At 35.9% G+C, this 13136-nt stretch carries 10 protein-coding genes; all 10 read right to left on the minus strand.

Features of this window, described 5'->3' with window-relative positions:
- Positions 1-36 precede the first annotated feature (36 nt).
- The 10 genes from spoIIE to mfd all read right to left on the minus strand — a co-directional run bounded on the left by spoIIE (position 37) and on the right by mfd (position 13082).
- Positions 37-2511 carry a stage II sporulation protein E gene (gene spoIIE, locus SM124_RS21675; protein WP_322448601.1) on the minus strand — a complete coding sequence of 825 codons (2475 nt, stop codon included), beginning with the start codon at positions 2509-2511 and terminating at the stop codon, positions 37-39.
- A gap of 404 nt (positions 2512-2915) precedes the next feature.
- Positions 2916-3407 (minus strand): S1 domain-containing RNA-binding protein, encoded by a 492-nt coding sequence (locus tag SM124_RS21680; protein WP_322448602.1) that lies wholly within the window; start codon positions 3405-3407, stop codon positions 2916-2918.
- Between the two features lie 227 nt (positions 3408-3634).
- Complete coding sequence (locus SM124_RS21685; protein ID WP_322448603.1) at positions 3635-4036, minus strand: FtsB family cell division protein; 402 nt, start codon at positions 4034-4036, stop codon at positions 3635-3637.
- 16 nt (positions 4037-4052) lie between these two features.
- Positions 4053-4685, minus strand: a complete 633-nt coding sequence (yabQ, locus tag SM124_RS21690) for a spore cortex biosynthesis protein YabQ (protein ID WP_322448604.1) — start codon at positions 4683-4685, stop codon at positions 4053-4055.
- Positions 4682-4984, minus strand: a complete 303-nt coding sequence (gene yabP, locus SM124_RS21695) for a sporulation protein YabP (RefSeq protein WP_322448605.1) — start codon at positions 4982-4984, stop codon at positions 4682-4684. Before yabP ends, yabQ begins: the two co-directional genes overlap by 4 nt.
- Before the next feature lie 98 nt (positions 4985-5082).
- A complete protein-coding gene (locus SM124_RS21700) occupies positions 5083-5358 on the minus strand; it encodes an RNA-binding S4 domain-containing protein (protein WP_322448606.1) in 276 nt (91 codons plus the stop codon).
- Between the two features lie 62 nt (positions 5359-5420).
- Complete coding sequence (gene yabN, locus SM124_RS21705; RefSeq protein ID WP_322448607.1) at positions 5421-6881, minus strand: bifunctional methyltransferase/pyrophosphohydrolase YabN; 1461 nt, start codon at positions 6879-6881, stop codon at positions 5421-5423.
- 36 nt (positions 6882-6917) lie between these two features.
- Positions 6918-8528 carry a putative polysaccharide biosynthesis protein gene (locus SM124_RS21710; protein WP_322448608.1) on the minus strand — a complete coding sequence of 537 codons (1611 nt, stop codon included), beginning with the start codon at positions 8526-8528 and terminating at the stop codon, positions 6918-6920.
- Between the two features lie 157 nt (positions 8529-8685).
- Positions 8686-9222, minus strand: a complete 537-nt coding sequence (gene spoVT / locus SM124_RS21715; RefSeq protein ID WP_322448609.1) for a stage V sporulation protein T — start codon at positions 9220-9222, stop codon at positions 8686-8688.
- A gap of 350 nt (positions 9223-9572) precedes the next feature.
- On the minus strand, positions 9573-13082 hold the full coding sequence (gene mfd, locus SM124_RS21720; protein ID WP_407691439.1) for a transcription-repair coupling factor: 3510 nt from the start codon (positions 13080-13082) through the stop codon (positions 9573-9575).
- Positions 13083-13136: the final 54 nt, after the last annotated feature.

The raw sequence follows: 13136 nt of genomic DNA on the forward strand, positions 1-13136 counted from the left end.
TAATTTAATAGAATAAGGAACAAAATATGAAATTAATTAGTTTGCTTTTTTACGATAACTTTGAATAGGAATGGCTGACCATTTCGGTGTGTTATGCTTAATATGTGTAACAACAACTGTCATATCATCCTCTATAGAGCCTCTTGAGCGGATAACCTCTTCCATAATTAAATCAGCCACTGCCTGAGGGTCATTTGTTTTTAGCTCTCCAATTTTTCTCTTCATCCATAAATCATAATTTTCTACATGTTTTGGACCTTCAAATACACCATCACTCATCATGATGAGAAGATCTCCTGCTTTTAATTGTTCACTAACTACATCCACATCAAATTCTTGAATGATTCCCATAGGTAAATTACTTGCTTGAACTTTAATCACTTTATCTCCCCGTTTAATAAAACTAGGAGTTGAACCAATTTTCAGAAAACGGACAGAAGCATTTTGCAAGTCAATCATGGCCAAATCAAGTGTTGAAAAGATTTCATCTGTTGTTCTTAACGATAATACGGAATTGACTGATTTAATTGCTACTTTCTCTTCTATTCCAGACTGTAGAATCTTTTGTAGTAATTGAAGAGTCTCCTTGCTCTCAACATGTGCTCGTTCACCATTGCCCATCCCGTCACTAATCGCAACAGCATATTTCCCACACCCTAGTTCAATGGTAGAGAAACTATCTCCAGAGACTAGTCCACCATCTTTAGCGGCATGCGCAATTCCTGTATCAATCGTAAACGCTTTCGCAGAACGGAAAGTAACATGAGAGAAACCATTTGGATAGACTGAACTTTCCTCCGAATTAACAATGATCGTTTCTCCTAAAATATCAGATAGCATCGGGGCAATTAACTTTTCACTCTCTCCTAAACCATTTGTAAAAGGAACGGTCATATCGATATCTACATTTCCTTGTTCTAAACTATAAATCTCAACATGCTCTATGTGGATGCCAAAGCTTTGAAGGGCATCCAGTATTAATTCTTCTTGTTTATCATGATTATCGCGTTCTCTTTGAATCTCCTTAGCAAAGTCCTCCATTACTGTTGATACTCCTAATAACTGCTCTGCTACTAGTCTTCTACTTTCTTTTACTTGCTGCTTTAACTTTTGATTAGCTTGGAAGAAGTTTAACTCAGAGTGAATGGCATCGATGACCTTTTTAGACTTCGTACAATGCTTGTCCCAATCCCTCGAAAGTTTTTGTGTAAGCGCTCCTTGATTTTGGTCCATTTCAATCATAATTTCTCTCATGTAGTCATAAGTTGTATCAAAGTTTCTTGTCCAGCAATTCTCCTTTTTAAAGCATGTTTGACAGGTTTTTTCTGTTACATTGCTTAAGAAGAAGTCTAACTCTCGGTCTTTGTCATCCCAATCCATTGGCTCATCATAAGTTGAAAAACTATTAGACAATGCTTGGAATACAGATGAAAACTGCTCTACACGCTGGGCAGTAACATCTCTCATTTTTCTCATATACTGCTGTTGTTCAGCCGTATATTCTGGTGTTCCAGGAATGTATTTTGCTAATTTTGAAGTTAAAACCTGCGGTGTTAAAAGAAATAGGACAACTGCTGCACAAGTTTCTAATAGAGTTTTATAAAGGGTACCTCCCCCTTCACCATACATACCAATTAATAAAGTGGCGATAAATAACCCGATAGCTACACCAATTTTCTTTCCTTCTTTAAGAAGTCCACCTAATAATCCTGAAAAAGCTAGAAGACTCATATGATAGAAACTAGCAACACTTGCTAGACTAAAGATTAAACCGGTCACTACACCCACTGTTGAACCAACGGTAGCACCTGCAACAAATGCAAATAATAATACTAAGTAGCGTGACATGATATGCTCTACAGAAAGGTCATAAATAGACCAACCTATAGTCCCTGTCATAATGGATGCAAGCATGATAATCAGACAAACGATTTCTTCTGTTTTTAGTGATTGTTTACGTTTACTAGCCGTAATTAAGGGAATACTTTGTAAAAAGATTAACGTTAGGATAAAACCTAAACTAGCTTCTACTCCAGACATCATCCCATCATATAGAGTCACTTTACTTGTTAGTATAAAACTCTTACCCAACTTTCCTACTAAAAGAGTAAAGAATACATAGAATGGTAATGACCTTATCTCATTTCCTACCCAGCTCTTTGTTAAGCGGAATAATAGGAGAAACACAATGGCTACACCAAAGGTATAGGCCGCATTAATCATCGACAAAGTAGCTGCACCTGCTATTAAGCCAAATAAAACCAATGGAGCTTTATCTCTTCTTATTAAGTAAACCGCTGCAAAAAACGGAAGGGTAAAAGGAGTCAATTTTGCTAAAATTAAAGCCCGCCCGAGCAAAAAGCCGATAATTAAAAGAATATAGCCTTTTTTTAGAAAGAGGGATTCCATTTTTAATTGGAATTTGTTTAAACCATTTGCAATCTCTAACTTAGACTGATTTAAGTTAACTTCCCCGATCGGTTCGATTAAATTCCTTTCTACCTTTTCCATTAAAACTACACTCCCCACTTTTATATCGTTGCTGCTTATTATAAAAAGAGAAAGATTAAAAGTTTGTCAAAATTAAGGACAAGCTACCATTTTTCGTTCGACTCATTTCACCTTAATACACGAAAAGAAAACAAATTACAGAGACTTTTCCAACTGGAAAATGCCTATATGAATGTCAGATAACTTACTAATTAAGGGCTCGTCGCTCTAAACAAGTTTCGCTACAAACGACATTTTTCTAATTAAATTATTATTAAGTGTTTTTTATTTGGAATAATTCAAGGAGTGTCATAATAGAATTTTAGGATGCATCCTAGTAATAGGGGCAAAATTTTATAAAAACACAAAAAAGACAAGTCAATTAGACTTGTCTATAAATATTTATATATATCAACAGCAACAAGTTAGCCTCTTCTAGCGCCTCTTCCGCCACGTTTTGATTCAGTATGGCGCTTTAATGAAGACAGACGATCTTCACTATCTTTTAAGAAGCGTGCCATTTTGGATTCAAAATTTTCTTTTGGAGCGCGGTTGTCATTTGTTCTACCTTGACGTGGACGTTGACCTCTAGAGTCTCCACCAGGGCGTTGGCCTCTAAAGTCTCCACCACCAGGTCTATGGCTTCTTTCTGGTCTTTCTGGTCTTTCCGGTCTTTCTGGTCTATCAACAGCCTTCTTAATAGATAAACCAATTTTTCCATCCTTTTCAACGTTGATGACCTTAACTTCTACTTGGTCACCTACTTTAAGATGGTCATTGATGTCTTTTACATAGTTGTCTGCAACTTCACTGATGTGAACGAGACCTGTTGAGCCTTCAGGTAGCTCTACAAACGCTCCAAAATTAGTAATCCCTGTAACTTTACCTTGTAACTTGCTGCCTACTTCGATTGACATAAAAAAGATTTTCCTCCTTAAGAATATAAAAAGTCATACTTGAATAAATTTCATAACGTTTCGTGGTCACTGACAATGAACAAAACATTTTTAAGTCGATGCAATATTATTCCCTAACGTCCAAAACAATATAACTTCAAATTTTAAAAAGTTCATCTCAGATGGGAAAAAGTTAGATGAAATTGATTCACTTAATTATATATTATACAGAAATGAAAAAAAGGGTGTCAATAAGCCGACTCGTCGGATTTATTTTCCTTCTTTGACTTAGGTAGTTTAAAAATGATATCTCCCTTTTCTGAAAGAAAATATTCATCCCTAGCTAATTTTGCTATGTACTCGTCGTCGTTAAGCTTGACAATTTCTTCTCCAAGAATGGCTTCTTGTTTCTCTAAGCTTGCCAACTCTTGATCTAGTAACGCCTTCTCCGCCTTCATTTCTTCAAGTGAAGCGGATTGCGATATGAGGGTTGAAATCATTAAATAAGACACTAATACAGCAAATACAAAGAAAATCGTTAGTCTTCGAAAAAGAAGTACTCTTTTTCTAGCTGTGAGTGTTTCTAAGCCTTCGCGTTGTTTAGCATAGCTCGTATGGATTTCCGGTATGTGTTTCTTGATGGCACTCATTCTCGCACTCCCCTCCTTATTGTTTTCTGTTTTTCAATTTTGAAATCCACTTACTAATGGTATTCTTTATTTTATAATAATATCCTTCAACTTTATCATATAACTTTTCGACTAATTTTTTAATACTTTTCGGCACTAGTTTCCAAATTAATGTAAAAATCCATTTAACTGGTGCAAATATCACTCTTAAAATAAATAATATGACCTTTAATAGTAAATTCACAAGTGCCAAAAGACCCTTACCTATCATAACTAGCAATGATATCAATCCAATAATAATGGATTGAATCGGTTTAAATATCATCATCTGGAACATTTTTACTAAAAACTTATAAATAGAGATTATCACCGAAATGACAATCTCTAAAAGTCGTAAGTATCCTTGCTTTAACAAGCTCTGATAAGCTGCAAATCCACATAAAAGAGCAATAAAGATATAAAACCTTAACTCACCCTGGTTTACAATAAAGAGAACATAAAAGATTGTCATTCCTTGTAGTAACCAGAATAAAATGTCGTTAAAAAATACAATCCAACTTTTTCTTTTTGAACGTTTTAAGAAACGATTATACGTATCTAGAGAAGCCCCGAAATAACTTCCCATGCCTATCATTGCTAGCATGGTCATAAATTGTGTAGAGAGTGTCATCGGAACAACTTGCTAAAGAATCCTTTAGCCTTCTCCCCGTGTTGCTCATCTAAATAAATCAGTTCAAATACTTTCCCCTTAATAGAAACAATACCCTTATCTACATCCAAGTTTTTCATTTGAAGATTTTGACCTTTAATAGCTAGGAACCCCATTACAGTCTCAAGAAGAAATTCCTCATTATCAAAACTCTCTACTTGTTTAACACCAGTGATGTCTAACAGCTTTCTTCCACGCATAATCACATCATGTTCGGGAACAGTTCCCTTTGTGGTATTCGTATCATAGTATTGGCTCATTTTTTCATCCCTCACAATCACATAGTACAACCTTTTGTACATGTTTATGAAAAGGAGAAATAGAATAGAACAAGCCTTATTAAAAAATACAATAGGTTTTATTCCGCTTCCTCTACAAGTTCCACTTTCTCTTCTTTAATAATAGAGTACATTTCCGCCGCTTCTTCTTTTCTACTAGTTTCTTGTAGTCGATCAATTTGAACGGTTACTAATTTTTGTCCAAATCTGATTTTAAGCTCATCGCCTACCTTTACCGTTGAGCTAGCCTTTGCTTGTTGTCCATTAATTGTGATTCTTCCTTGGTCACTTACTTCTTTCGCTAATGTTCTTCTCTTAATTAATCTTGAAACTTTTAAAAATTTATCTAGACGCATACCTTTTCTCCCCTTCTCTTTCATTAACTATTTAGCCATCATCATCATGAGAAAACGAACTTCTATAATCCCTTTTCCTTTGCCTCTTCCCAAAATCGATCTAATTCCTCTAAGTTAAAGTTCTCGAAGTTCTTTCCACTTTCCTTTACCTTTTCCTCAATATATGAAAAACGATTTATAAACTTTTGATTAGTACCAAACAAGGCTTCTTCTGGATTAATGTTATAAAAGCGAGCAATATTTACGATGGCAAATAGAATATCTCCAAACTCCTTTGTAATAGATTCCGATTTACCTTCATCCTCTAGCTCTGATTTAAACTCATTAATTTCCTCTGTCACCTTTTCCCATGCATGGTCAACATGCTCCCAATCAAAACCTACTTTTTTTGCTCTTTTTTGTATCTCGTAAGCCCTCATTAAGTTTGGAAGATGCGTTCCTATACCATCCAAGATAGTTTCAACCTTCTCGCCTTTTTCTTCCTTCTTAATCTCTTCCCAGTTCCTCGTTACATCTTCTGCCGTCTCAGCGTGTACTTGTCCAAAGACATGAGGATGTCTTCTAACCATTTTTTCAGATACATTCTGAATCACTTCATCGATTGTAAAATAACCTTCATCCTCACCGATTTGTGCATGTAGTACAATTTGAAGAAGAACATCCCCTAGCTCTTCAATCATGTGATCAATATCTTCTTTATCAATGGCTTCTATTAACTCGTAAGCCTCTTCAATTAGATATTTCTTTAAAGATTTATGAGTTTGCTCTTTATCCCAAGGACACCCATTCGGCCCCCTAAGCTCAGCAATGATTTCACGAAACTTAGAAAACTCCTTGTATAAGATCGTATCATCCTTAACTGGTGGAACATAAACAGAGGTTAAATTATTCAAATTCACTTCTCTATCTAATTCATATAATTCTACCTTTCTAACCTCTTCCTCACTACTTCCCGCTGCTGTAACGATATAAACTTCATAGTCATATGGAAGCTTCTCCATTAAAGTAAGTTTTACATCCGATGCGGTGTATGTATCATAGACTTGTCCGATAATCATATGCTGCTTTAAATGTATTTCATCTCTTTTTAAAGCTGTTGCATCTAATAATTGAAAACCTTCAATGGGGTCAATTTTTAAAGCTTGGAACATAGCATCTAAAAAGCTTTGTCCTCCACCTATTTTGATCTCAACTTTTCTTTGAGGTCCTCTCTCAAGTAGTAGTTGGACTGTCCGTTCAGCTACTAGAGGATGTCCAGGAACTGCATAGATTACTGTTGCTTTCTCAGCTAATTTTAGCAAAGTTTCCGTTATCTCCTCATATACCTCTTCAAAGGAATCATATTTTTCATACACGGAATCAAATGAGCGAAAATGAATCCCTTCGCCCTTTAAATCTTTTACAACTGGATGAGATTCTGTTCTTAAATATATTTCACTCGTATTTTTCAATAATTTATATATTCCAAATGGAAGCTGATTAATATCTCCCGCTCCTAGTCCCAAAACATGGATACTGTTCAAATTGTCTTCCAACTCCTTTTAAAAACTCTTTATGTATTATTTTCTTCTCCCTTTTAACACAATTAACTTACTTCCAAACGGAAGCATGGAGAGTTCTTCTTGGCTAAAGAGATTTCCTCTAATGATAATAAACAAATAAATAAATCCACCCATTAATACGGCACTTATTGCCTGAAGACTAGCTACCATTCGCTCGTGTCCAAAGTAATAGAATACATTCGTTACATGTTTATAACCTTGTAAAAATAAAATCATACTTGTAACTGCTAAAAGAATGATCCATATATTTTTGAGAAGTATGAACTTCTCCCTTACCTTTTGTTTTAGTTTCATGCTAAGCACGAGTAAAATCATAACTAATGCCAAGATAGAGGCTAAAGCTGCGCCTGTTGTTCCGAAACTAGGTACAAGTTGTATGTTTAACCAAAATTTTAGTAAGAACCCAATTAGTATCATAATGGCTGGGAAAAGCGAGTGGCCTAAGCCTTGGAGTATGGCAGTAATCGTAATAATCACTGAACTTAATAAAATTAACACACTTAAAAGTGCTAATACCTCTGAACCACTTTTGTCTTGAAACAACATTATATTCGTAGGTTCAATAATGGCTGCTAACCCTACTGTCGCACCCACACCAATCACTACGCTAATGAGTATGGCTATACGAACTTTTTCAATTAACGGTCCAGTTTGCTTTTTCACCTTTTCACTCGCAATCAATGGAACTAGCGCTAACGACATAGAAGTAGCAACAACCATCCCAATCTGAATTAAAGGTTGACCCCGGTCATAAACCCCTTTTAATTCTTTAGCATCTTCTCCATTAATCCCTGTTAATATGAGTAAGGAATACAAATTTAAAGAATCAGCAAGCTGCATGAAAATTAACAACATACTGCTAATACATATAGCAAAGCCCTGGACTAATAAAACCTTAACTATTTTTGCACTTTTGGTTATCTTTAAACTTTTTATTAACCGATGAACATTCAACCTGCTTTTCTTTCTTCTTGAAAATATAAGAATTAATATGATAAATGCACAAAGGCCACCCATAACTGAACCAAAAACGGCACCGGCTCCAATTGAATATAAGTCCTTTCCTTTATACATCATAAATGTGGCTGCAATTAAAATAGTCCCTACTCGTACAAACTGTTCACCAATCTGAGAAAAGGCAGTAGGGGCCATATCACCTTTCCCCTGAAAATATCCCCTCAATACGGAGAGAAGAGGAAAGATTAAAAAACAAATAGAGATTACTTTTAATAAAATGGCTAGTCCCTTATCATTCATTTGATTTGCTAACCATTCGGCTCCAATATACAACGTGAAGAATGAAAGGATACCAACAACTAATAAAAAGAGAGTTCCTACTATTATGACTTGCTGCTTTCCATTTGTATCCCCTGCGCTCTCACGTTCTGCATAGAGCTTTGATATGACCACCGGAAACCCGTATGTTGAGAGCACTAAGGCTATTCCGTAAAAAGGATATACTTGTTGATATATATAAAATCCTACGTCCCCTACAATATTCTGAAATGGAACTCGATAGATTGCACTTAAAATTTTGGTAATAAGAGCTGCAATGGTTAGTATTAGAGCTCCTTTAAAAATGTCTTTATGTTGATTTCCGGGCTTCAAACGCCCATCTCCTTCCAAATCTGGTTGTTGATATTATAGCACAATCCATTTTTATAGGCTTTAAAGGAGTAATGGCCTTTAAAAGTGAAAGCAGATTATAGTAGTGAGCAAAAAAAAATCAGAGGGGTATATATGAACCCCCTCTGACCTGTATTTATTATGATTCCATTTGTCTTGCTAAAAATCCTGCAGCTGTTTCTACTGCCTTTTTCTCTACTTCCCCTAAGGAGTCTTCCTTTGAGAAAATTATAACTGCCCCAATTGGATCACCGTTAGCAATAATTGGCCCAACTGTGTAGGCTGAAATGGACTCTTCATTGCCATCCACTAATGCAATTTCACCTTGTTGATTAATTAATACGGAAGTTCGATCTTCCATCGTTCTCTCAACTAAATCACTAATATTTTTATTTAGGTAGTCCTTTTTAGAACCCCCAGCTATTGCAATGTAAGTATCGCGATCACATATAAGAACAGGATTTCCTAAGCTGTCAAATAATGCTTCAGCATATTCTTTTGCAAAATCACTTAATTCACTGATAGGAGAATATTTCTTTAAAATCACCTCTCCATCACGATCTACGAAAATTTCTAGAGGGTCACCTTCACGAATACGAAGAGTTCTCCGAATTTCTTTCGGAATAACCACACGACCCAAATCATCGATTCGACGAACAATACCAGTTGCTTTCATCCAACGTTGCCTCACTTTCATCTGATGATTTATTCATTGACAATCATTTCTTTTAATGTGAAATCATTGTCATGTTTGAACTTAGTATCTTTCATATGGAAAGTTCTATACACTTACAAATATTTTTTCTCTAAATGTTAAGGATTCCAAAGGAGGATACTCATACCAGTTAAACCTTTTCATAAGACTGACCAGGAAATTAAACCTCAATTATGAATTAATCCACTCATCTGTATGTAATCCAATACCCTTGTCTTTACATTTTAAAACCATAAGTTGTAAAATTTTCTAATGACTCACTTGACACGATCACTGTTTGGTCAAGTATTAACACCTAAACAGCTGGTCTTTTATTTAGAAACGGTCTTACCTTCAGGTTTCACTGCCTTTTGTAGACCTGAAATCATTTTAGCGGCAACTTGTAGCCATTTCTTTACTTCTACACCTTTAATATGGAGTACAATTTTTAAACTATTCCCTTCCATACCTAAGCCAACCATTCTCCCGAATTGATTGCTAACTTCAAAAATTTTCTGTCCATCTATATGCTTGCTTATTTCTTCAGATAATAAGATACTCACTTCATCTTTTCTTTGTTTAATCATTCCTACACCCACTAAAGAGCCAAGAACCTTCATTTCAGAAATCTGGAAAAGATATGAAACTTCATCTGGATATTCTCCGAATCGATCAATGATTTCATCTTGCAGTTCCTCTAACTCCTCAATCGTAGATAATCCTCTGAACCTTTTGTACATCTCTATCTTTTGATGCCCGTCGGAAATATAGGAATCTGGAAGATATGCATCTACTTCTAAATCAATTTCGATCATAGACTTCTTGATTTGATCCATATTACCTTTTCTTTCTTCAATCGCTTCTTTGAGCATTTGTGAGTAGAGATCAAAACCAACAGAATCAATAAATCCATGCTGCTGAGCTCCAAGGATATTACCAGCACCTCTTATGGACAAGTCCCTCATAGCAATTTTGAATCCTGAACCTAACTCTGTAAATTCTTTGATAGCCTGTAATCTCTTTTCAGCTACCTCTGTTAGTACTTTATCTTTACGGTAAGTAAAATAAGCGTAGGCTACTCTATTGGAACGACCCACTCGACCTCTTAGCTGATAAAGTTGAGAAAGACCCATTTTATCCGCATCAAAGACGATAAGTGTATTCACGTTAGGGATATCCACACCTGTTTCAATAATAGTCGTACTAACAAGGACATCGAATTCACCTTCTAAAAAAGCAAGCATGACAGATTCAAGTTCATTTTCAGTCATTTGACCATGAGCATAAGTTACACGAGCATCTGGGACAAGCATTGAAATTTCTTCTGCTTTCCGTTCAATATCTTCAACCCTGTTATATAAAAAGTAAACTTGACCATCTCTAGCTAACTCTCTCTCTATTGCCTCTCTTACTAACCCACCGTTATATTCCATCACGTAGGTTTGTACTGGGAAGCGGTTTTCTGGAGGAGTTTCGATTACAGAAAGGTCTCTTACTCCTAACATGGACATATGTAAAGTTCTCGGAATTGGAGTCGCTGTCAACGTTAAGACGTCAATGTTTGTTTTCAAGTGCTTAATCTTTTCTTTATGTGTAACACCAAAGCGCTGTTCCTCATCGATGATTAACAAACCTAGATCTCGGTAGGTAATATCTTTTGATAATAAACGATGTGTACCTACTACAACGTCTACAGTACCATTTTTCAAGCCTGCAATCGTCTCTGTCTGTTGCTTCCTATTTCTAAAGCGACTTAATAAGCCTATATTGATTGGATAGTCTTGAAATCTTTCTCTCATCGTTTCAAAATGTTGTTGGGCAAGTATAGTTGTTGGAACAAGAAAGGCAACTTGTTTACCATCTGCAACTGCTTTAAAGACTGCACGTATAGCTACCTCCGTCTTACCATAACCAACATCACCACAAAGAAGTCTATCCATTGGGCGTTCACGTTCCATATCTTTCTTAATCTCATGAATGGACCTTAGTTGGTCTTCCGTTTCTTGATAAGGGAATGCGGTTTCAAACTCTCTTTGCATATCCCCATCAGGATTGAAGGCATACCCTTTTGCAGCTTCCCTTTCAGCATATAGCTTGATTAAGTCATCTGCAATATCTTGAACAGAAGACTGTACTTTCTTCTTAACTTTCTTCCAGTCACTTCCACCAAGTTTATATATTTTTGGCTCTTTTCCCTCAGAACCAACATACTTTTGAACAAGGTCTATTTGTTCAACTGGAACATAAAGCTTGTCATCACCTGAATATCTAATATGAAGATAGTCTTTATGAACACCATTAATTAATAGTGTTTCAATCCCTAAGTATTTTCCGATTCCGTGATTAACATGAACCACATAATCTCCAACTTTTAGTTCTGAATAACTTTTTATCCGTTCAGCATTAGATAACTTTTGCCTTCTAGGACTCTTCTTTACTCTCTTATTAAAGAGCTCTTCCTCAGTGATTATAGCTATCTTTTGTATTGGTAGCTCAAAGCCTGTATGAAGACTCCCTTTCATCACTTGTACTTTTCCTTGGAGGATATCTTGTTTCTCCTGGACTTGTACCGAATCAATTCCGTAGTCCTCTAGAACATTAATGAGCTTTTGGACACGTTCATCATCTGCACCTAAAAATAAAACAGAAAATTTCCCTTTTTTCCATCGATCCACTTCACTTTTTAACACATGCATTTGTCCATGGAAATTCTGCATTTGTTTACACGAAATATTAATAATATTTTGTGGGTTTGTATTCGGTACATGTCTTAAAAATAAAGACATATAGATGGTTGGGCGCCCAGCTTTTTGTACCATTCCCTGCAACTGATGTGAGACCACTACATCATGTACCATTTTTCCTTCACCGAGAAGGCTTGTGTACCATTCTGCTTCCTCTTTATCTAAGGAATCATTCATTTCCTGAACCCTACTAATTTCATCTATAAAAATGAATCCTTGTTTTGGAAGATAGTCTACTAGACTATTAGAGTTTTCGTATGCGAATGAAAGATATTTAAATAGTTGTTCTGGTTTTTGATGATTTTTTAGTTGTTCAAGCTCGTAACCAATATTTTGTGTTAACTGAGTCTTTGCCTTCTCATCCTTCATTTTTTTCAAGCTTTTTGCTAAGGCTAGTTCAAGTTTGTCTTTTACCTTATCATAGTGCTCTTCATGAAAGGGTGCCTCTGTAGCAGGACCAATTAACACTTCTGATCGTTTTTCTTTCGATCGTTGGTCTTCTAACGAGAACGAACGGATGGAATCTACTTCTGTATCAAATAATTCAATCCTTAAAGGATCCGATTCTGTAAGTGGGTAAATATCAATGATCCCACCTCGAACACTAAATTCACCTGGTGAAGCTACCATTCCTGTTCGTGTATATCCCATCTCAACAAATTTTAATAGTTGTTCTTCCACATTAATGTCATCACCCATTTTAATGGTGAGCTGTTGACTTCTCCAAAAATCCACGGGCGGTAGGATTTTTCTTAGTCCTGAAATAGGAACAATCACCATCCCATTTGTTTTTGAACTCCAATGGTTTAGCACTTCAATTCGTTGAGCCTTTAACTCTGGGCTGGCTATACTCATTTCTGCAGCGATTAATTCATTTGCCGGATAAAGATACACTTCCTCTTCTCCAACCAATTGAGAAATATCATCGTATAATTTTTGTGCCTGAAGTAGATTATGTGTGACAATTAACATCGGCTTTTTCGTTTCTTCATACATGGTAGCTAGGAAGACTGTTCTTGCTGACCCTGACAGACCCGCTATAAGCTGTTCCTTAATTCCCATTTCAATTCCCGATAGTACCGAGCGAATATCTTCCATTTGACCAAAAGACTTTTTTAAGGCTAACAATGTAGTCCCTCCTCTCTTGCTAAT

Origin of the sequence: Robertmurraya mangrovi, from assembly GCF_034427655.1 — a bacterium.
GTDB lineage: Bacteria > Bacillota > Bacilli > Bacillales > Cytobacillaceae > Robertmurraya_A > Robertmurraya_A mangrovi.

Bases quoted from the DNA above. Each gene is read 5' to 3' on its own strand.
- spoIIE (WP_322448601.1), bottom strand. From the start codon at position 2,511: ATGGAAAAGGTAGAAAGGAATTTAATCGAACCGATCGGGGAAGTTAAC.
- SM124_RS21680 (WP_322448602.1), bottom strand. From the start codon at position 3,407: ATGTCAATCGAAGTAGGCAGCAAGTTACAAGGTAAAGTTACAGGGATT.
- spoVT (WP_322448609.1), bottom strand. From the start codon at position 9,222: ATGAAAGCAACTGGTATTGTTCGTCGAATCGATGATTTGGGTCGTGTG.
- SM124_RS21685 (WP_322448603.1), bottom strand. From the start codon at position 4,036: ATGAGTGCCATCAAGAAACACATACCGGAAATCCATACGAGCTATGCT.
- SM124_RS21700 (WP_322448606.1), bottom strand. From the start codon at position 5,358: ATGCGTCTAGATAAATTTTTAAAAGTTTCAAGATTAATTAAGAGAAGA.
- mfd (WP_407691439.1), bottom strand. From the start codon at position 13,082: ATGGAAGATATTCGCTCGGTACTATCGGGAATTGAAATGGGAATTAAG.
- yabQ (WP_322448604.1), bottom strand. From the start codon at position 4,685: ATGACACTCTCTACACAATTTATGACCATGCTAGCAATGATAGGCATG.
- yabP (WP_322448605.1), bottom strand. From the start codon at position 4,984: ATGAGCCAATACTATGATACGAATACCACAAAGGGAACTGTTCCCGAA.